Annotated in this window: 21 protein-coding genes; 2 read left to right on the top strand and 19 right to left on the bottom strand. The window is 28.7% G+C overall.

What is annotated here, in order from left to right:
- Positions 1–20: 20 nt before the first annotated feature.
- From PTSHG_RS01375 to der, 10 genes are all read right to left on the bottom strand, one after another.
- Positions 21–1,397: an NAD(P)/FAD-dependent oxidoreductase gene (locus tag PTSHG_RS01375; protein ID WP_026088813.1), complete on the bottom strand. Its 1,377-nt coding sequence runs from the start codon at positions 1,395–1,397 to the stop codon at positions 21–23.
- A 1-nt stretch (position 1,398) separates the two neighbouring features.
- On the bottom strand, positions 1,399–2,301 hold the full coding sequence (locus tag PTSHG_RS01370) for an RluA family pseudouridine synthase (protein WP_019107141.1): 903 nt from the start codon (positions 2,299–2,301) through the stop codon (positions 1,399–1,401).
- 3 nt (positions 2,302–2,304) lie between these two features.
- A complete protein-coding gene (gene lspA / locus PTSHG_RS01365) occupies positions 2,305–2,760 on the bottom strand; it encodes a signal peptidase II (RefSeq protein WP_019107140.1) in 456 nt (151 codons plus the stop codon).
- 9 nt (positions 2,761–2,769) lie between these two features.
- Positions 2,770–3,552, bottom strand: coding sequence for a YlmH family RNA-binding protein (locus PTSHG_RS01360; protein WP_019107139.1), 783 nt, complete (start codon positions 3,550–3,552; stop codon positions 2,770–2,772).
- Entirely contained in the window at positions 3,546–3,995 is a 450-nt protein-coding gene (locus PTSHG_RS01355) for a cell division protein SepF (protein ID WP_019107138.1), read from the bottom strand. The genes PTSHG_RS01360 and PTSHG_RS01355 overlap by 7 nt, the downstream gene beginning before the upstream one ends.
- A gap of 9 nt (positions 3,996–4,004) precedes the next feature.
- Positions 4,005–4,715, bottom strand: coding sequence for a YggS family pyridoxal phosphate-dependent enzyme (locus PTSHG_RS01350; RefSeq protein WP_019107137.1), 711 nt, complete (start codon positions 4,713–4,715; stop codon positions 4,005–4,007).
- A gap of 9 nt (positions 4,716–4,724) precedes the next feature.
- On the bottom strand, positions 4,725–5,897 hold the full coding sequence (locus tag PTSHG_RS01345; protein ID WP_019107136.1) for a biotin/lipoyl attachment domain-containing protein: 1,173 nt from the start codon (positions 5,895–5,897) through the stop codon (positions 4,725–4,727).
- Between the two features lie 125 nt (positions 5,898–6,022).
- Positions 6,023–7,030 carry an NAD(P)H-dependent glycerol-3-phosphate dehydrogenase gene (locus PTSHG_RS01340; RefSeq protein ID WP_019107135.1) on the bottom strand — a complete coding sequence of 336 codons (1,008 nt, stop codon included), beginning with the start codon at positions 7,028–7,030 and terminating at the stop codon, positions 6,023–6,025.
- Positions 7,027–7,617, bottom strand: coding sequence for a glycerol-3-phosphate 1-O-acyltransferase PlsY (plsY, locus tag PTSHG_RS01335; RefSeq protein ID WP_019107134.1), 591 nt, complete (start codon positions 7,615–7,617; stop codon positions 7,027–7,029). The genes PTSHG_RS01340 and plsY overlap by 4 nt, the downstream gene beginning before the upstream one ends.
- Positions 7,614–8,954 (bottom strand): ribosome biogenesis GTPase Der, encoded by a 1,341-nt coding sequence (der, locus tag PTSHG_RS01330; protein WP_019107133.1) that lies wholly within the window; start codon positions 8,952–8,954, stop codon positions 7,614–7,616. Before der ends, plsY begins: the two co-directional genes overlap by 4 nt.
- 108 nt (positions 8,955–9,062) lie before the next feature.
- Between der and PTSHG_RS01325 the strand changes: the two genes are divergently transcribed.
- Positions 9,063–9,842 carry a threonine/serine exporter family protein gene (locus tag PTSHG_RS01325; protein ID WP_019107132.1) on the top strand — a complete coding sequence of 260 codons (780 nt, stop codon included), beginning with the start codon at positions 9,063–9,065 and terminating at the stop codon, positions 9,840–9,842.
- Entirely contained in the window at positions 9,839–10,297 is a 459-nt protein-coding gene (locus PTSHG_RS01320; RefSeq protein WP_019107131.1) for a threonine/serine exporter family protein, read from the top strand. The genes PTSHG_RS01325 and PTSHG_RS01320 overlap by 4 nt, the downstream gene beginning before the upstream one ends.
- A 39-nt stretch (positions 10,298–10,336) precedes the next feature.
- Here the strand turns inward: PTSHG_RS01320 and PTSHG_RS01315 are convergent, their stop codons facing one another.
- The 9 genes from PTSHG_RS01315 to dtd form a co-directional block, all read right to left on the bottom strand.
- Positions 10,337–11,488, bottom strand: a complete 1,152-nt coding sequence (locus PTSHG_RS01315) for a TraB/GumN family protein (RefSeq protein WP_019107130.1) — start codon at positions 11,486–11,488, stop codon at positions 10,337–10,339.
- A gap of 21 nt (positions 11,489–11,509) precedes the next feature.
- On the bottom strand, positions 11,510–12,475 hold the full coding sequence (locus tag PTSHG_RS01310) for a hypothetical protein (protein ID WP_019107129.1): 966 nt from the start codon (positions 12,473–12,475) through the stop codon (positions 11,510–11,512).
- Positions 12,462–13,286 (bottom strand): hypothetical protein, encoded by an 825-nt coding sequence (locus PTSHG_RS01305; protein ID WP_019107128.1) that lies wholly within the window; start codon positions 13,284–13,286, stop codon positions 12,462–12,464. The genes PTSHG_RS01310 and PTSHG_RS01305 overlap by 14 nt, the downstream gene beginning before the upstream one ends.
- A 7-nt stretch (positions 13,287–13,293) precedes the next feature.
- A complete protein-coding gene (locus PTSHG_RS01300; RefSeq protein WP_019107127.1) occupies positions 13,294–13,716 on the bottom strand; it encodes a SoxR reducing system RseC family protein in 423 nt (140 codons plus the stop codon).
- A 9-nt stretch (positions 13,717–13,725) separates the two neighbouring features.
- Positions 13,726–15,510 (bottom strand): aspartate--tRNA ligase, encoded by a 1,785-nt coding sequence (gene aspS / locus PTSHG_RS01295; protein ID WP_019107126.1) that lies wholly within the window; start codon positions 15,508–15,510, stop codon positions 13,726–13,728.
- A gap of 141 nt (positions 15,511–15,651) precedes the next feature.
- The gene (locus tag PTSHG_RS01290) at positions 15,652–17,187 is read right to left on the bottom strand and encodes a Mur ligase family protein (RefSeq protein ID WP_019107125.1); all 1,536 of its coding nucleotides are present in this window, start codon (positions 17,185–17,187) and stop codon (positions 15,652–15,654) included.
- Positions 17,174–18,517, bottom strand: a complete 1,344-nt coding sequence (gene hemZ / locus PTSHG_RS01285; RefSeq protein WP_019107124.1) for a coproporphyrinogen dehydrogenase HemZ — start codon at positions 18,515–18,517, stop codon at positions 17,174–17,176. Before hemZ ends, PTSHG_RS01290 begins: the two co-directional genes overlap by 14 nt.
- Positions 18,514–19,140 carry an MBL fold metallo-hydrolase gene (locus PTSHG_RS01280; protein WP_019107123.1) on the bottom strand — a complete coding sequence of 209 codons (627 nt, stop codon included), beginning with the start codon at positions 19,138–19,140 and terminating at the stop codon, positions 18,514–18,516. Before PTSHG_RS01280 ends, hemZ begins: the two co-directional genes overlap by 4 nt.
- A gap of 7 nt (positions 19,141–19,147) precedes the next feature.
- Entirely contained in the window at positions 19,148–19,597 is a 450-nt protein-coding gene (dtd, locus tag PTSHG_RS01275; RefSeq protein ID WP_019107122.1) for a D-aminoacyl-tRNA deacylase, read from the bottom strand.

Raw genomic sequence — 19,597 nt, 5'->3', positions numbered from 1 at the left:
GAGTATGCATATACATACTCTCATGACATAATACTATTCAAATATCTAGCAACATATACTCCGCAGGCAGATGCTTGTGAAAGTGAATGAGTAGCACCTCCACCATCTCCAACTACAAAAAGACCATCAACCGAAGTTTCAAAGTTTGAATCAGTTTCAACTCTTGAATTATAAAACTTAACTTCGACGCCATATAAAAGCGTGTCATCATTTGCCGTACCAGGTGCAATTTTATCAAGAGCATAAATCATTTCTATAATAGAGTCAAGTTGTCTCTTTGGAATAACAAGGGACAAATCTCCTGGAGTTGCCTTTAAAGTTGGTTCTGTAAAGCATTTAAGCATTCTTCTCTTGTCAGATCTTCTGCCTTTAACAAGATCACCAAATCTTTGTAGAAGAACTCCACCACCAAGCATATTACTAAGCTTTGCTATTGACTCCCCATACTCATTGGAATCTTTGAAAGGCTCTGTGAAAGTATTGCTAACTAAAAGTGCAAAATTTGTATTATTAGATTGAAGTTTGGGGTCTGCGTAAGAATGACCATTTACGGTTATAATTCCATTTGTATTTTCAGCTACTACTTGTCCATATGGATTCATACAAAAAGTCCTTACAAGGTCATTATAAGCCTTAGTTTGATAAACTATTTTTGACTCATATACGGCATCAGTGATGTGTTTAAATACTTCTGCAGGAAGCTCAACTCTAACACCTATATCAACTTGATTAGAGAATAAATTTATATTAAACTTTTTACAAATTTGAGAAATCCATTTAGAACCACTTCGTCCAGATGCAAGAACTAATTTGTCACAATAAAAAGTTTCTCCTTTGTCAGTAGTAAGTTTAAAGTCTTCATTTTTTTCCACATCAACTATTGTCGTGTTAAAAATCATATCTACCTTATCTTTTGTCCACTCATATATTTTTTCTAGGATTTTTACATTTCTGTCAGTACCAAAATGCCTAACCTTAGCATCAAGCAAGTGGAGGTCATGTTTTAAGGCAAGAGTTTTTAAATTTGATGATGTCGTTTCATAAAGTTTTGAGTTTCCGCCATCAAATTTGCAAAGGACAGAGTCAACATATTCCATCAGTTCGATAGAATCATCCTTCCCTAAATAATCATGCATCTGTCCACCAAAATTTGTAGTGATATTATATTTCCCGTCAGATAAAGTACCTGCACCACCATATCCATTCATAATATTGCAAGGTTTGCAGCCAATGCAATTTTCTACTTGCCCAGTTTTAATAGGACATTGTCTTTTGTAAATTGAATTGCCCTTTTCTATTACTAAAACTTTTAAATCAGAATCTATTTTTTTAAATTCATAAGAAGCAAATACACCACTTGCACCTGCTCCAACTATTATTACATCATACTTATTCAAATCAATTCTCCTCATTGAAAATTTCCATAAAATCCTTAAATCTTTGTGGAAAATCATCTATAATTTCAAGTTTTTCTCCAGTTATTGGATGAATAAATTTAAGTTTATAGGCGTGCAAAAGTTGCTTGTTTATCTTATATTTGTTTTTTATTCCGTAAGTTTCATCACCAACCACTGGATGATTTACATAAGACAAATGCACTCTTATTTGATGAGTTCTGCCCGTATGTAAAAGAACATCTAAGAGAGTAAATTTATCAAAGTTTTTTAAAACATGGAAACTCGTAGAAGCATATTTAGAATTCTCTTCGATTACTTTCATTTTTATCCTGTTATTTGGGTCTCTCCCAATTGGAGCTTCAACATCAAAATCTTCATAGATATTTCCATGAACAATTGCCAAATAGTGCTTTTCAATTTCACGATTTTTAAACATATCTATAAGCTTATAATAGGATTCGTCTTTTTTTGCAATAATCATAAGACCAGATGTATCCTTATCAAGTCTATGTACTATTCCAGGTCTATCTTCATCTATTGGATTAGAAAGACTTTTAAATTTATATAGCAACCCATTTACAAGTGTTCCACTTTTATTTCCTGCTCCTGGGTGAACTACTAAGTCTTGTGGTTTAGAAATTACAGTAAAATAATCATCTTCATAAAGTATGTCAAAATCTATCTTTTCTGGAAGAAGCTTTTCTTCATCTTCATAAGAAACTGTAACTGTATCGTCTTTCTTTAAACTATATCCTGCTTTTACAATCTTATTATTTAATAGAATATCTCCAGATTCAATATGCTTTTTTATTTGTGACCTATTTATTTCAAGTTTATCCTCCAAAAATTTATCAAGACGCAAACCCACATCAAAAGAGTTTACTACAAAAATATCTTTGTACATAAATCACCTTTTATTGTCATGTAAAAGTATTCCAATAGAGATTAAAACTGTTCCAAGTACAATAAAAACATCAGCAAAATTAAAAATTGCAAAATCATGACCGAAAAATTTCATACTAATAAAGTCGACAACATAATGTAGTCTAACTCTATCGATGAAATTTCCAATAGTTCCACCAATAAGAAGACTGAAACTAAAAAGATATATAAAGGGAAGCTTATTGTAGTTTTTGATTAGAAAAATAATTAAAACTAATAAAACAACAACCGTTATTATTGCGAAAAATGTTCTAAACCCTTGTAAAATACCAAAGGCCGCTCCTCTATTTTCTATATAATATAGTCTCAAAAATCCATCAATTAATACAATGGGATTTTCATTTGCTATATTTGTAACCACCAAATATTTTGTAAACTGATCAATAATAATTAAAATAATGCTAAAAATAGCAACAAACATAATATCTCCTCATTTGTTTAGTCTAACTAGGATGACAAAATTTCCTTTTTTGGTATTTCCCTCTACTTCATAAATTCTAAATCTTCCATACTTTCTTAGAGAAACTAAATCTCCAGATTCAAGTTCAAAATGAGAACGAGTTTCTATAGAAAAATTAACTTTTACTTGTTCTCCATCTATCATCTTTTTTACCTTAGACCTAGAAATATTAAAAACTTTGGAAATTAAATTATCCAATCTAAAAGAAGAAACAATGATTTTTTTATAATCATATTCCTTTTTTGGAAAGTCAATATTTTTATCTTCACGACTAATAATTATATTATATTTAGAAATTTTTGTTAGATTAATCTCTAAAAAATTTGCAATTTCTCTTTTAACAAAAAAATAAGTGTATTTTTCTCCAATTAAAATATCACCTATTTTTCGTCTGTCAATACTCAGACCCAAAATAGATCCAAGTACATCGCCATGTTTAATTGTTTCATTAGATTCAAATTTAAAAAGGACAATATCATCTGCATCATTTTCATATTTATAACTAGGATAAATATATATGATGCAGGATTCACTGTCGTAATATCCCCCATTAATTTCATAGGAGATTTCTTCTTTAAACCTATTTAAAATGGAAATAGATAAATTAATCTCATGAGGATTTAAAAAATCTGTGGATGCGGCAATATGAGTGTTCATTACAGATTCAATCTTGTCAATAACTTTCCTAATAGTAGTCCTTTCCTCAACTCTAGTAATATGATTAATTAAATCTATTTTGTTTAATTTTACCAAGGAAACATTCCGTTATTTTTTAGTTGCTCTTTTAGACCATCAATTTCAACATTATTTGGTGCTAAAATAAAGATGTCCTTATTAACTTTTTGCATTTTTCCATCAAGTGCATAAAGAGCACCACTTACGAAATCAAAAATTTGTCTCTTAACATCAACATCAAGTTGTTCAAAATTAAGAACTACAGCCTTAAAATCTCTCAAATCATCTACAATAAGTGGTGATTCGTCATAAGAAAGTGGTTCATGAACTGTAATTACCATATTGCTTGTTGAAACTCTTGGTTTAGCTTTAGTGTGAGTCACACTCTTTGGGCTATAAGTAGCTTCTACAGCCTCAGTTTCCTTTACATCATTTTCGAATTCATCGTCGAAATCCTCATATTCATATTCATCTGCAAAACCAAAGATTTTCTTTAGTTTGTCCATAGTTTTTTCTGCCATAATATCCTCCTAATTATAATTTCTATTTCCAAATAATTTAGAACCAACTCTTATCATATTAGAGCCTTCCTCTATCGCCAATTTAAAATCATGGCTCATACCCATTGACAAATATTTCATCTCAACTCTTTCATAATTTTTAGATGCAATATTTTCAAACATTATATTCATTTTTTCAAATAATTTTCTTAGCAAAGCTTCATCAGGACTATTTGGAGCAATAGCCATAAGACCCTTTATATTAATACTTTCATAATCTAAAAGTTCATAGATAAAATTTTCAGTGTCTTTATATTCTATTCCCGACTTGGTATCTTCATTGCCAATATTTATTTGCACGAGACAATTTACTTTTATGTCATCTTTAGCTGCTCTTTTATTAATTTCTTTAGCTAATTTTATTCTGTCTAAAGACTGAATTAATTCTACTTTGTCATAAATATATTTTACTTTATTAGTCTGTAAATTTCCAATTAAATGAAAATTTATTTTATTATTTTTTAATTTTTCTCCAATTTCTTTATCTTCTATTTTTGAAACAAGTTCTTGGACTTTATTTTCACCAAAATCCATGACTCCAAGTTTATTAAATTCCTTAATCATCTCAACTGGATGTGTCTTTGATACCGCTATTAGTTTGACATCTCTTTTAAAATTAGAATTACTCTTTGCAATTTCAATATCTTCATAAAGTTTCTTTAAATTGTCTTCTAAATTCAAAATACCACCTCAATTTAATATCCTTGACTCATCTACAGTTTTTGGATTTATTACAATTGCATCATTAACTGTTACAGTTTTATAACTTTTATCGCCAATACTAATAACAGATTGCTTGTTTCCCTTATTTATAAAGACATGGTCACTACTTTCGCTAACTATCTCAACAGGAACAAATTTTACAAGACCCTTTATTTCTTGAACATAAACTCCAGTTAGATTATCTCTATCTATTAAAGTTGACTTTGGTATTTCAAAACCCTTGGTCTTATTTACAATAATTTTACCATCATGAATTCTATTGGAATACATATTTTCAAAATATCTGTCAAACTTAACAATAATAACACCATGGTTATTGTCTTTATTAATTTTTTCAACTACACCATACATATCATCAATCTCTGGTATTTGAATTTTTACAGAATCACCAACATTGTAATTTGAGATTTGAGATACATTACCTATACTACAAGCAACTTTCCAAGTTAAATTATTTACTATTTTAAAAAGTGGATCGCCATTTTTTACATTAGTCTCCATTTCCAAACTCTTAAAATTATAACTTTTATTAAGATATTTATAAGTAAACTTGTCTAGATTATCAATTTTGAAATAATCTTCATTGCCATCTATTTTATAAGTAACTATACCACTAAATTCTGCAAGATATGAAAAATTAAATTTAGAAATTTTTTCTTCCAAGTCCTTTTCTTTAAGCATAAGAGCATCTGCTGATAATTCTAGATATTCTTTTAATTCAGCTTCATTAATGTTTTCTTGTGAAACTTCTTCAGAAGAATTAATATCAAAATAAACCCCGGAATAATTTTTATTTTTTATTTGCTCTTGAAGATTTTTTGTAAAACTTAAGGTATTTTCTTTTTCAGTAGTTTCAATACCCTTTTTTATTTTTATTGCAGTTTTTATTTTTATTAACTCATCTTTTAAAGAAGACACATCTTCCATTAAATTCAAGCTGGCAACTTCATATCCAACTGGAACTTTTTGACCTTCACTAGCATGAAATACAACTATTCCATCGCCTTTAGCAAAGTAAGCTTTTTCATCAAATAAATTATATATCTTTGTATCAATGTCTTTTTCAAAAGTAGTTAAAGTTGGAAAAATCGTTTTATAATTACTTACACGATTGCCTTTTATTAATCTTGCAAAAAACATTATTAGTATTAATAAAATAATAAGAGCAATTAATCTTCTCTTAAAAAATTTATTTTTTTTAAAAAACTATTCAAAAAACCACCTATTTACCAAATAATTATATCACAAACTCCTGTAATATGTTATTATTCGAAGAAGATTTGCTCTATTTCATCCTTGTTTTTTCTAGTCATCAATTCATATACCGCTTTATTAGGGTCATAACCCTCATAAAGCACTTGATAAAGCGCCATTGTTATGGGCATTTCAATGTTCTTTAATCTAGAAAGCTTGTATGCAGACTTTACAGTCTTAACTCCTTCAACAACCTGTCCAACTTCCTTACAAGCTTCATCCATTGACATTCCCTTTCCAATTAAAATTCCGGCTCTTCTATTTCTTGAGTGCATACTTGTACAGGTTACTATTAAATCTCCAATTCCAGATAATCCATTAAAGGTATGTGGATTTGCACCAAGAGAAATCCCAAGTTTACTCATTTCATATATACCACGTGTCATAAGGGCTGCTTTTGAATTATCTCCATAGCCTAGACCATCATTCATACCAGCCGCAAGTGCAATAATATTTTTAAGAGCACCACCAATTTCTACTCCAACTAAGTCTGGATTAGTATAAATTCTAAAAATTGACGTTGAAAATTCACGTTGAATAATTTCTGCCGCTTTTAAATTACTTGAAGATGCTACAAGAGTTGTTGGAATATCTTTCCCAACTTCTTCTGCATGAGAAGGTCCAGAAAGTGCAACAAAGGGATTATCCTTTAAAACTTCTGAAGAAATTTCTGAAATTCTATCTAAAGTTTCCACTTCTATACCCTTAGATAAATTAACTATAATAGTTTCCTTTGAAATTTTCTCTCTTATATTTTCTAAAATTTCTCTAATACTAGAAGTTGGAATAGCGATGACAAATACATCAATATTATTTAGGACACTATCTAAATCATTTGTAAGATTAATTTCATTTATAAACTTTGCCCCTGGAAGATATTTAGAATTTTCTCTATTTTCCTTTATATCATCAATTACAGATTTATTTCTTATATAAAAATTTACTTTATGCCCTTTGTTTGATAGAAGCCTTGCAATGGCAGTACCCCAGCTACCACCACCGCACAGTGTAATATTCATTTTTTACCTCCTATTTTATTTTCATTTCCAGCTATTATCCTCTTTATATTATCTTTATGTCTTACTATTCCAATTAAAGCAATAGTATCTACTAAAATTATATTAACAATAGTTAACTGAGACATAAAAGTGTAGACAATAATAATAGAAACGAAAAATAAAATTGAACCAACTGATACCATTTTTGTGAGAACTGTTCCAAGCACCCATACAATATAGCATATTAATGTAAGTGGAAAATTGAAAAGAGCCAAAGCACCTAAAGTTGTAGCAACTCCCTTCCCACCTCTAAAGTTCATATAAAAAGGAAAATCGTGGCCAATTACAGCTCCTAATATTCCCAAAGGAACAAAGGTAGATCCAAAAACTTTTCCAATTATGAAAGTTACTGCAAGACCCTTTAAAAAGTCTATCAAAAAAGTCATAACTCCAGCTTTTTTGCCAAGCACTCTCATGGCATTAGTTGTTCCGGCATTTCCAGAGCCGTATTTTCTAATGTCTTTATCCAAAAATAATTTTCCAATTATATAAGACCCTGAAATAGTCCCAATAAAATATGATATTACTAAAACTAAAAAATAATTCATCTTCTAGGTCCCTTATCAGCTCTTTGACTAATTCTATTTTTTAGCTCTAAAATTATTGGAGTACCATCAAAGGAATAAGTATCTCTTATTTGGTTTTCAATGTATCTAAGATAAGAGAAGTGAAATAATTCCTTATCATTTACCGATAAGAGGAATTTTGGTGGCCTAACACCAACTTGTGAACCATAATATAACTTACCTCTTTTGCCCTTATCTGAAGGCGGTTGATTCATTAGAACTGCTCTATTTAATATATCATTTAGTACACCAGTTTGAATTCTATGATTGTAATTATTGTTTACTAATTCGATTAAATCTAAAAATTCATTTACTCTTTGTCCTGTCTTTGCTGAAATAAAAATTATTGGTGCATACAAAACGAAAGGAAGTTCATTTCTTATTTCTTTTTCAAAATTTTTCATAGTATTAGTTTCTTTTTCAAGAGCATCCCACTTATTTACAGCAATAATAATTGCTTTGTTGTTGTCATGAGCATAGCCTACTATTTTAGAATCTTGTTCAGTTACACCTTCTAAGGCATCTATCATAAGAACACATACATTTGACCTTTCAATAGCTGTTAGAGTTCTAATTACTGAATATCTCTCCACTCCTGGAATGATTTTTTTCTTTTTTCTAAGTCCAGCTGTATCAACAAAGATATATTCATTGTCTTTATACTTAATTAGAGAATCAATAGAATCCCTTGTTGTGCCAGGAATATTAGTAACTATTGACCTGTTTTCCCCAGTTAGATAATTCAACAGTGAAGATTTACCAACATTAGGTTTTCCTATTAATGTAACTCTAATATTGTCATCATCTTCAATTTCATCAATTGAGGATAAATCACTTACAACAATATCTAGTAAATCACCTACACCAGTACCTTGTTCAGCACTTATGCCAACTGGTTCCCCTAAACCTAGCTCATAAAAATCAAAAATATTTCCTTTTGTAATCTTTGAGTCATATTTATTAACTGCTAAGACAACTTTAGTCTTAGTTTTCCTCAAAAAATGTGAGATTTCTACATCAGTTGGATTTAACCCTTCTGCCCCATCTACCAAGAATATTACAACATCAGAAGTTTCTAAAGCAATGTCAATTTGTGCCTTGATGCTAGACATAAAAATATCTTCATCTTTTAAATCAAGTCCACCTGTATCTACAAGTAAAAATTTATAGTTAAGCCAAGATGCAGGTTGATAAATTCTATCTCTAGTTACACCCGGAGTATCTTCAGTTATTGAAACTTTTTTTCCTACTATTTTATTAAATAAAGTAGATTTGCCTACATTTGGTCTGCCAATTATTGAAACTATGGGCATTTCCATATAATCACCCCTATTTTATAAATTATATCATTTTGAATTATCATATTCAATTTACTATTTACAATTGAGAATAAAAAAACTCCATAGTATAATTAATTTGGTGATAAAATGGCAAAAGTTTTAAATAGTATAAAAGATGCTAAAGATTTAATGAATTTATCATTATTCACAGGTGCACTATTAATTCAAAATGGTGCTGAAAGTTATAGAGCAGAGGACACGATTGAAAGAATTTGTAAATCTGTTTCCAATATTTCAAATGTTTCTGCTTACGCTCTTCCGTCTGCAATTTTTATTTCAATGGAATTTGAGGGCGAGACTCTAAGCAATTTTAGAAAAATTACAATTTCAGATACAAATTTATATAAAATTGACTGTGTAAATTCTTTTTCAAGAGAATTTGTCTCAAAGGATTTTTCAATTAATGAGGCTTATAAAAGACTATTTGAAATAGATAAAACTGAAGAAAACCCTAAAAAAGTTTATCTTTCTGGAGGGATAGCTTCCTCATTTTTTACAGTTTTATTTGGCGGAGACATATTAGACTTCTTTGCAAGTTTTATAATAGGGATTTTTATACCTATTATCCTTAATAAACTTAGTTATTTTAGACTTTCCTTTTTTATAAATAACATTATTTGCGCTTTTATTACCTCAATTCTTGCAATTATTTTTGTTCATTTTAATTTTGGCTCTAACATTGACAATATAATTATTGGTGTAATAATGCTTTTAGTTCCTGGTGTTGCAATAACAAACTCTGTTAGAGATATTATGAGCGGAGAATTCATAACTGGAGCAATTACAATGGTTAAAGCTTTCTTTATAGCTCTTGCAATTGCCTTTGGAGTTGGGGTTGGATTAAAAATTATGAGGTTTATAATATGAAAAGTTTGACACAATTTTTATTATCAGCCTTTGCTACCTATGGATTTACGGTTTATTTTAAACTTCCAAAAAATGTTAGAGTCATAACATCAGCCCTCAGTGGACTTATATGGGTTATGTATGAACTATTATTTGAATTTAGTGGAAACTATATGATTTCATATTTGATTTCATCTTTTTTAATTGGGATTTTTTCAGAAAACTTTGCAGTTAAATTTAAAAAACCTGCCACTGTTTTCACACTTCCATGTCTTGTGCCACTTGTTCCTGGAGCTGGAATGTATTATATTATGTATCATTTTATCGAATCCAACTATGTTTTGATGCGCGAACAAGTTATTAAAACTACACTAACTACCTCTGCCCTTGCCCTTGGCATAGTTCTTTCACAAGGTCTAGTTAGAATAATAAAAGAAATTATAAAAAATGTTAAACTAAAAAAAGGTAATGGATAAGATCAACTTAACTCCATTACCTTAATTTTTTATTAAACTTTAAAATAAACTTTGAATAATTTTGCTACCAGCAATTATTGTTCCAATAGATGAGCCTAAATTTGCAAGTATAACTACTAAAAGGGCTTTTAAAAATTTATTGTGAATCCAACTTTTTATATTAAAAATATCATCAGGAATATTATTAACATCTTCAACTGTTGGTTTCTTTAAACTTGCCTCCACAAGTCCTGCAAACCATCCACATGCCAACATTGGATTTATAGATGTGAAAGGAGCTGCAATAAAAGCTGTTAAAACACTTAGTGGATGTGGAAGACATAAAACAGTAAAAATTGCTGCAAATATTGAATTAAATAAAAACCATGATTTTATTTGCTCAATACCTGTGTCCATATTTTGTTTAAATCCAAAGACAATTAGAATCACAATTAAAACTGGAATTAACCAAGGTACTATTTTCCCAGCAAGACTCTTCGGAGGAACTTTATTTAACTCTTCAATATTTTGATTTTTAAAAATCTCTTCTTCTACTCCTGGTGTATGTGCCGCACCAAGAATTGCTATAATTTTATCTCCTGAAGCATTTTTAATATTATAAGCCAAGTATTTATCTCTCTCATGCAAAAGTGTAGCTGCAATTTGAGGATAATCCTTTCCCATATCTTCAATCGCTAGTTCTAGATTATCTCTTTCAATTAATTTTTGTAAATCTTCTTCAGATACATCTTCATCTTCATCCATTGCCATTAATGAGAAAAATAATTTAATTTTTTCAAAAAATCCCATTTTTCTCCAAATGCGCATAAAAGTTGTTTGAATGCTTCTGTCAGCTAAAACTAAATTTATTCCAAGTTCTTCAGATGCTTTAATTCCTTCAATCATTTCTTGACCAGGTTTGGTTTTTAACTTCTTTGCTATATTCTTTTGGTAAGATGAAAGTATTAAATTTGCAATTAACAGTGTAACCTTTTTTTGTTTAATTATGTCTATAATATTTGTATTTTTCCAAGCATCAGGATTTTTCAAATTTTTATATCTTTGCTCATCAAGTTCTATGCAAATTGAATCAGGCTTTTCTTCATCTATAGTATCTCTAACTAATTTTGCACTTTCTTGCGATACATGAGCCGTCGGTATTAAAATTATTTCCTTGCCCTCGTAATCTATTCTAATTAATTTCTCTTTCATTTTTCTCCTAAATAGAAGTACTTATTCTTTTTCTTCTGTTACTGTATAATCTTCCCCATTTATTCTATTATAATAAGTTATTATTTTATTATTTTTCTCTATTTTCTCACTCATTATAGTCTTATCAAGAATATTTAATTTTTGAGTTCCAGCTTCATTTATTATCTTAAAATCCTTTAAATAATTTACAGATGAATTTAAAATATCTATAGAAATTGCATTTAATCTTTTAAATTTACTCTCAACTTCAACTTTTGAATCACTACTATGTGCAATATTATCAGTAATCAAATTTTTTATATTTTCATTACTTCCATAAATATTTTCATAAACAGAAAAAAATTTCTCTTCTTCTTTTAATATTTTCTCTTTTTCTTCCTTTAGTCTTGAAACATTCGAAGTATCATTTAACAAAATGGATTTGATTATATAGTTATCTCCATTTTTTATATAATCAATAATGCCTAAATTTTCATAAGCCTTAATGTTATGCTTACTAATATTTCTGTTTAAATCATAATTATAATAAGAATTTAAAAGAAACTGAATCATAATTAAATTAGATTTTATATCATCTTCACTTAAATTATTCTCTATAAAATTTCCGCTAAGAGGAATATAATTATTTAACTTCCCATTCTCAATATTATAAAATTCATTTAAGTTATTTTTCCTAAAATAAATTAAAGAATCACTAATTTCTTTATTTATTTCATCAATTTCTTGATCTTTATTATTAATAATGTCAAACTTCTTTATTTCGTTATCAATAACTTCTAATTTCGATTTTTTAGAGTTCTTATCTTGACCTAAAGATTTTAATTTTTCTTTGGACTTATTTCTTTTTTCTACGAGACTTGAATTTTCTCGCGAAAGTGTAAAATAAGAAGATTTCATAAGCTTTAAATTAGAAAATCCAAGAAAAGTAAGAATAAAAGCGATTACAATAAAAAGAAAGGAAAGTACAATTTGCTTATTCTTTTTCATTTTTACCACTCTTTTCCAATACTTTTAAAATTCCAAGATTTTTATAATATGATGATATTTTCTCCTGAATAAAATCATTCAAATAAACAAGATTTTCTGAATTCAAATTTCCAGTTTTGTATCCTTTTCTCTCAATTTCTTTATAAATATACATAAGATTATTAATATCTGCATAAATCTCACTAAGAGAAGACTTTTCTCCATTAATATAAGAGTGAATACTTGAACTATAAATTGAAGAATAAAAAACTAGCACATTAAGTTCTTTCGATTTATTGTTTAGTTTTAAAATTTCTTTTGCAAATCCATCTGAGTCTTCAACGAAAGATTTAATATTTAACTCATTATAAATATTTTTATGTTTATCAAGATTAGCTTCACTATATAATTCTAAAAAATCACTTACAGCTTTATCATAGCCTTCTTTTTCATATATATTTGACTCAAAATAAGCACTATAAGCCTTTAATCTGTTTTTTATCTCGGCAATAATTTCCTTATTCTTATTAAGATAATCTTCCTTTATTCTCGCAATTTCTTCAGATTTATTTGATTGAAATTGATATCCGTATTTTTCATAAAACTCTTGCGATTTTAAATTAAATTCTATCTCAAGTCCATCAATATCCTCTTCAATAACTTTAGACTCTGTATCAATTGTTTTTATTTCTTCTTTAATTTCATTATTCTCATAAATAAGTTTCGAAGAGTATTTCTTATTGGCAAGAGAATATATGAAAAAAATTAAGGCTACTATAAATAAAGTTATTGAAAAAATATAAAATATTTTATACCAGTTTTTATTTGACATTTCTCACCTACATTTTCTCGAGAAAAATAGCACTATTATTAGTTCTTTTAAAATTACTATCTATTTTCTTTAAAATAAAATATGAAATAATAAGAGAAAATACTCCTAGAATGAGTGAAATCAAATCAATATTTCCAAGAGCTGTATTTCTCATTATAATATAGGAAAATGTAATTGTAGACATAAATAAGATTAATGGAAGTCCATAGACTAAAAATTTATAAGAAAGTACAGACTTATCCTTTGTCTTAATTTTTACTACATCACCAACATTTGCAGAAATTGTATTGGAAAACTCAAAAAGCTCTCTCTCTGATTCAGCACATTTTGCACTACAGGATGCACAGCTTTCTCCACAAGCACTCTCTCTTGTAAATTCAATAAAAATCTTATTATCATTCTTTGCCCTAACAATTCCAATACTTTCCATTATATCACCTTATTTTTCTTCTTTTTCCAATACCTTTATGTGAACTTCTTCTAATTGTTTTTCTGATAGAGAAGTTGGTGCTCCAGTTAATAAACAAGTAGCTGCTTGAGTCTTTGGAAAAGCTATTACATCTCTAATACTATTTGCATTTGTAAATAGCATTACAAGTCTATCTAAGCCATATGCAAGTCCTCCATGTGGTGGAGCTCCATATTTAAAAGCTTCCAAAAGGAATCCAAATTTTTCTTTGGCTTCATCTTCAGAAAGTCCCAAGGCCTCAAACATCTTTTCTTGAATATCTGGATCATTAATTCTAATACTTCCTCCACCCATTTCGTCACCATTTATTACAATGTCATAGGCTTTTGCTCTTGCATTTTCTTTATCAGATACAAGCTTTTCAACATCTTCATCTAATGGACTTGTGAATGGATGGTGCATTGCAACATATCTTTTTTCTTCTTCATCATATTCAAATAGTGGAAATTCAGTTATCCAAAGAAGCTTATAATCATTTTCGTCAATTAAATCCATATCTCTTGCTATTTTGTTACGAAGGTTTCCAAGTCCACTATAAACAACAGAATTTTTATCAGCTAAGATTAGAATTAAATCGCCTTTTTTTGCATCAAAAGTTTTTATGATTTCTTTCATCTTATCTTCAGATAAGAATTTTGAAATTGGTGAATCTATTTCTTCGTCAACTCTAATCCATGACAATCCCATTGCCTTATAATCTTTGACAAATGATTCTAACTTTTTAACTTGTTTTTTTGAATAAAATTCGCTTCCACCATCAACTTTTATTCCTCTAACACTCTTGCCCTTTTCTGTATTTCCTTCAAATACTTTAAATCCACAGTCTTTTACAATGTTAGAAATATCACAAAGCTCCATTCCAAATCTCAAATCTGGCTTGTCAACTCCAAATCTATCCATGGCTTCAGAATACTTCATTCTTTTAATAGGAAGTTCAATGTCTTTATTTAAAATTTCTTTAAATAATCTTTGTAAAAATCTTTCATTTATTCCCATTACATCTTCTTCAGTTACAAAGCTAAGCTCCATATCAATTTGTGTAAATTCAGGTTGTCTATTAGCTCTTAAATCTTCATCTCTAAAACATTTTGTAATTTGAATGTATCTATCTAGTCCTGCAACCATTAAAAGCTGTTTCATTAGTTGTGGAGATTGAGGTAGGGCATAAAATTCTCCAGGATTAACTCTACTAGGTACTAAATAGTCTCTTGCGCCTTCAGGAGTTGGTTTAGTTAACATTGGAGTCTCTACTTCAATAAACCCATTTTCATAGAAGAAGTCACGGGTAATTTTGTAAATCTTTGAACGAATCATGAGATTTTTTTGCATACTTGGTTTTCTAAGATCCAAAGTTCTATATTTTAATCTCATATTTTCTGATACATTATCATTATCTTTTACATAAATCGGTGGAACTTCAGATTCGCTTAAAATTTTAAGTTCACTTGCAAGAACTTCAACTCGTCCAGTTTCAAGTTCTTCATTTATTGAAGACCTCATTCTAACTTTACCCTTAACTGCAATAACAAATTCACCACGAAGATGTGATGCCTTTTCTAAAAGCTCATCAGAAGATGTATCATCAAAAACAATTTGTGCAATTCCACTTCTATCTCTAAGGTCAACAAAAATTATTGAGCCAAGGGATCTTTGTTTAGCTACCCAGCCCATTAATGTAACTTCTCTTGAAATCATTTCCTCTGAAATCTCATTACAATAGTTACTTCTCTTGAGATTTCCCATTTTTTCAGCCATATTTCCTCCTAAAAATTAAACTCCAAGCCTCAAATGGTTTGGAGCTTATTCGTTAACATTCTAAAAACGATTATTAATTTATCTAATTTTTTCCATAAAATTCTATTTTAATTATAAAACAAGGTCTTATAAAATTCAACTTTAACAGATTCTACTGTCAATCCTATGAGAAAAACCATCTATATCTATTACTTTATTTTCTCTCAAAAGTTTTTCCTTTACAAATTTTGCTCCCTTATCCATACCTTGGCATCCTGCAAGTAATAGGACATCACCAGTATTTAATAAATCAATAGAATTGTTAATGGATTCTTCTAAAGTATCATAAACTTTACAATCAATATTATTTTCCTTTAATATTTTCTTAAAAATATTTAACTCCTCTTTTGTTACCTTATCCTTGTCCTTTACTGTATCAATTGATAAAGTTGCCGATAAAGTTTTAGGATTTAAAATTTTAATCCACTTGACAAGCCTTTCTGTAATTTCTCTATTGACTTCAACACCTCTTTTACCTCTTACTGCATATAAGATATTTAAGTTTTTATATTTCATCTTTCTAAGAGTTTCCATTGTTGCATCAATATTTTTTTCATTTGCAAAGTGATCGTCTAATATTTTGAAATCTTCATCAAATATAAGCTCAAATCTCCTTTCAACACCTTTAAAATTCTTCATAGCTTTATAAATTGTAGCACTTTCAATATTAAGACATAGTGCCACAATAATTGCGACTACAGAATTCATTACTGAAGAATAACCGACGGAACCAAGTTCAACAGGAAAACAAGATTTTTTTATCATAAAGTCTTTTAAATTTACATCTCTATTTATGTTAAATATAAATTTCCCTTTTCCAGTAGATAAATCCAAATTAGAAATTCCAAAGTCTGCCTTATCATTTTCTAATGAAAAAGATAAAACTTTCGCCTTTGTTTTTTCTCTTAATGAATAAATCATCTCATCATCTGCATTTAAGATTGCAATTGCATCTTCTTTTGCATATCTTATAAGTCTTGATTTATAGTGAAAATACTTTTCAAAACTACCATGTTGGTCTATGTGTTCTCTTCCAAGATTGTTAAAAGTAACTATGTCAAAGTCAATATTTTTGTCTCTAAAAAGTTCTTGTGCAGAAGAAGAAACTTCCATTGTCACATCAGAAATATTTTTACTAAGCATATCACTAAAATAAGATTGAAGAGTCAGTGATTCAGGTGTAGTAAGTACAGATGGTATTTTTACATCTTTATATCTAGTGAGAACTGTACCAATCATGCCAGTTTCTCTCTTATCTTCTTTTAAAATTGAATCCAGCATAAAAGCAGTAGTTGTCTTGCCATTTGTTGCCGTAATACCAATTACATTCATTTCTTTTGAAGGATCTTTATAAAAATTTGCTGCCATATCTGCAAGTGCAATTCTAGAATTTTTAACTTTTATTTGTTTAATATCTACATTGACAAAATCTTCTACTATTGCAATTTCTGCTCCAAGTTCTTTTGCTTTTTTTATAAATCTATGTCCGTCTGTTATATATCCTTTTATTGCAACAAAAATAGAGCCTTCTACTACATCGTCAGTGTGGAAGGCGATTTTATTTATTTCTTTTTCTCCATCAATTTTAAAATTTGTATCTAAAATACTTTCCTTATTTAAAATGTCACTTAATTTCAAAATTATCTCCTCTTATATAATCATAAAGGTTCTTAGTATTTAATTTCCTATTAAATTTTCCCTTAGTATCTAAAATTTTTGTGCTTGCTCCCAATCCAAATCCAATAATACTTTCAAGCTCTTCCATCATAGCAATATTATAAATTGATGAGTAACCTTTTTTTGCATAGCCTATATTTTCTGAGCTGATAACTGATTTCTTTTGTCTATAAATATAGTAGGGTTCATAATCTGAATCAAGCATCAATTTTTTTGATTCTTCAAGAAGATTCCCGTAATCTTCTTCATTTATATACGAATTTTCAAAAAGTTTTGAGCCATTTTTTAGTGCCAAGGTGTGCAATGTAATATTTTCTGGAGAAAATTCAATAGCTCTTTTTATTGACTTTAAAATACTTTCTTTGCTTTCACTAGGAAGGCCCATTATTAAATCCATGTTGACAACATCAAATCCGATTTCTTTTGCTTTAAGAAACCAATAAGCAAAATTTTCATTTGATACTCTATTTAGTTTAGCAATAACTTCTTCGTTAAAACTCTGTGGATTTAAACTTATTCTATTGACCCCTTTATTCCTTAGAATTTGTAAAATTTCAAGATTTAGACTATCAATTCGTCCACATTCAACAGTAAATTCTCTTGCACTAATAAATTTTTCTAAAATTGCATCTATAATTTTTTCCAAATTTCTTATTCCTATTGATGTAGGTGTTCCTCCACCAATATAAATTGACTTAGGTTTTTCTGCAAAATTATATTTATAATTTTGTATCTCTTTTATTAAAGTTTCAGTATAAGCTTCCATCTTTACTTTATTTTCAATTGTAGTATCAAAAGAGCAATAAGAACATCTACTTGGACAAAATGGTATGTGAACGTAGACATTGTAATCATTTACATTTGAATTTTTACGCACATTCTTCTGATTTTTATAAATTTTATATAAGAAATCTGAATCAATTCTTTTTATTCTATATTTATCAAATAATATTTTTACTGAATCCTCATAAGTATTACTATCAAAAACTTTTGAAATAAGCTTTAAAGGTCTTACTCCTGTTAAAATCCCAAAGCCATCATCGAAATTGCTATAATTAGAAAATAAATCAAATAAATATCTCTTTATAATAAAATGAGCTTTTTCATCTTCAATATTCAATTTATCACTTATATTTATTTTATCCCTTTTAAGTTCAAGGAAAATAAATTCATCTTCAACCTTTATTTCTAATTTTAAATCTAAAGTTTTATAATCTTTAGGAAATTTCATTCTAAAAAATTCAAAAACTGATTTTTTTAGAGCTTCATTCTCACATTCAATTGCTATCATACTCTTCTTAAATAAGGGTTTGACATCTTTTCGTAGTTCATTTGTGATTCTGGACCATGCCCTGATAATACATAAATTTCATCATCAAGCTCCTTTAAAAGTTTTAGCGACTCTATCATAAGTGAATGGTCTGATTCAGGAAAATCAGTTCTTCCAATAGAGCCATTAAATAAAGTATCCCCAGCAAACAAATAATTTTTGAATAAATAGCATACTGAGCCAATTGTATGTCCAGGGGTTTCAATTACCTTAATATAATCATCTGAAAATGGGATTTCGTCTCCTTCTTTTACAAAAACATCTACATTTGCAGACTCAATTTGAATACCAAAAGCCGACTCTCTAACCTCTTTAGGATTTTCTAAAAAGTTTTTGTCATTTTTATGAAGATAAACTGGAGCATTAAATTTCTTTTTTAGTTCCGCTACGGCACCAACATGGTCAAAGTGTCCATGAGTTAACAAAATATATTTGATGTTCAAAGTATTCTTTTCAATTGCTTCAATAATAATGTCACTTGATGCCCCTGGGTCAACTACAAAAGCATCCTTATTTTCATCAAAAAGAACAAAACAATTTTCTTGTAATTCTCCAACCACTAGTTTCATAATTTTATATTCCATAATTCACCTAAAATTCCTTACTTGAATCCAATAAGATTGTAACAGGCCCATCATTAATAAGCTCTACATCCATATCTGCTCCATATTCTCCATGAGACACTTTAATATTTAACTTTTCAAGTTCATCAATAAACTTTTCATATAGAACAATACCATCATCAAACTTCGCAGAACGTACATAAGATGGTCTGTTACCTTTTCTTGCATCTCCATATAAAGTAAATTGGCTTACAACTAAAATTTCAAATCCATAGTCCAAAATAGATTTATTCATTATACCTTCTTCATCATCGAAGATTCTTAGTTTTGTAACTTTTTTTAAAATATAATCCAAATCTTTTTCATCATCATTAACTTCTACTCCCAGAAGAACCATTAATCCTTTGCCAATTTTTGAAATAATTTTTCCGTCAACTGACACGCTAGAACTTTTTACTCTTTGAACTACTGCTCGCAT

The sequence above is a fragment of the Peptoniphilus senegalensis JC140 genome (assembly GCF_000321025.1).
GTDB classification, from domain to species: Bacteria; Bacillota; Clostridia; order Tissierellales; family Peptoniphilaceae; genus Peptoniphilus_A; species Peptoniphilus_A senegalensis.
Note: the sequence above shows the minus strand (reverse complement) of the source record. Positions and strands in the feature narration are given on the sequence as shown.

Bases quoted from the DNA above. Each gene is read 5' to 3' on its own strand.
- PTSHG_RS01370 (WP_019107141.1), bottom strand. From the start codon at position 2,301: ATGTACAAAGATATTTTTGTAGTAAACTCTTTTGATGTGGGTTTGCGT.
- lspA (WP_019107140.1), bottom strand. From the start codon at position 2,760: ATGTTTGTTGCTATTTTTAGCATTATTTTAATTATTATTGATCAGTTT.
- PTSHG_RS01355 (WP_019107138.1), bottom strand. From the start codon at position 3,995: ATGGCAGAAAAAACTATGGACAAACTAAAGAAAATCTTTGGTTTTGCA.
- PTSHG_RS01345 (WP_019107136.1), bottom strand. From the start codon at position 5,897: ATGTTTTTTGCAAGATTAATAAAAGGCAATCGTGTAAGTAATTATAAA.
- PTSHG_RS01340 (WP_019107135.1), bottom strand. From the start codon at position 7,030: ATGAATATTACACTGTGCGGTGGTGGTAGCTGGGGTACTGCCATTGCA.
- plsY (WP_019107134.1), bottom strand. From the start codon at position 7,617: ATGAATTATTTTTTAGTTTTAGTAATATCATATTTTATTGGGACTATT.
- der (WP_019107133.1), bottom strand. From the start codon at position 8,954: ATGGAAATGCCCATAGTTTCAATAATTGGCAGACCAAATGTAGGCAAA.
- PTSHG_RS01325 (WP_019107132.1), top strand. From the start codon at position 9,063: ATGGCAAAAGTTTTAAATAGTATAAAAGATGCTAAAGATTTAATGAAT.
- PTSHG_RS01320 (WP_019107131.1), top strand. From the start codon at position 9,839: ATGAAAAGTTTGACACAATTTTTATTATCAGCCTTTGCTACCTATGGA.
- PTSHG_RS01315 (WP_019107130.1), bottom strand. From the start codon at position 11,488: ATGAAAGAGAAATTAATTAGAATAGATTACGAGGGCAAGGAAATAATT.
- PTSHG_RS01310 (WP_019107129.1), bottom strand. From the start codon at position 12,475: ATGAAAAAGAATAAGCAAATTGTACTTTCCTTTCTTTTTATTGTAATC.
- PTSHG_RS01305 (WP_019107128.1), bottom strand. From the start codon at position 13,286: ATGTCAAATAAAAACTGGTATAAAATATTTTATATTTTTTCAATAACT.
- PTSHG_RS01300 (WP_019107127.1), bottom strand. From the start codon at position 13,716: ATGGAAAGTATTGGAATTGTTAGGGCAAAGAATGATAATAAGATTTTT.
- aspS (WP_019107126.1), bottom strand. From the start codon at position 15,510: ATGGCTGAAAAAATGGGAAATCTCAAGAGAAGTAACTATTGTAATGAG.
- hemZ (WP_019107124.1), bottom strand. From the start codon at position 18,517: ATGATAGCAATTGAATGTGAGAATGAAGCTCTAAAAAAATCAGTTTTT.
- PTSHG_RS01280 (WP_019107123.1), bottom strand. From the start codon at position 19,140: ATGGAATATAAAATTATGAAACTAGTGGTTGGAGAATTACAAGAAAAT.
- dtd (WP_019107122.1), bottom strand. From the start codon at position 19,597: ATGCGAGCAGTAGTTCAAAGAGTAAAAAGTTCTAGCGTGTCAGTTGAC.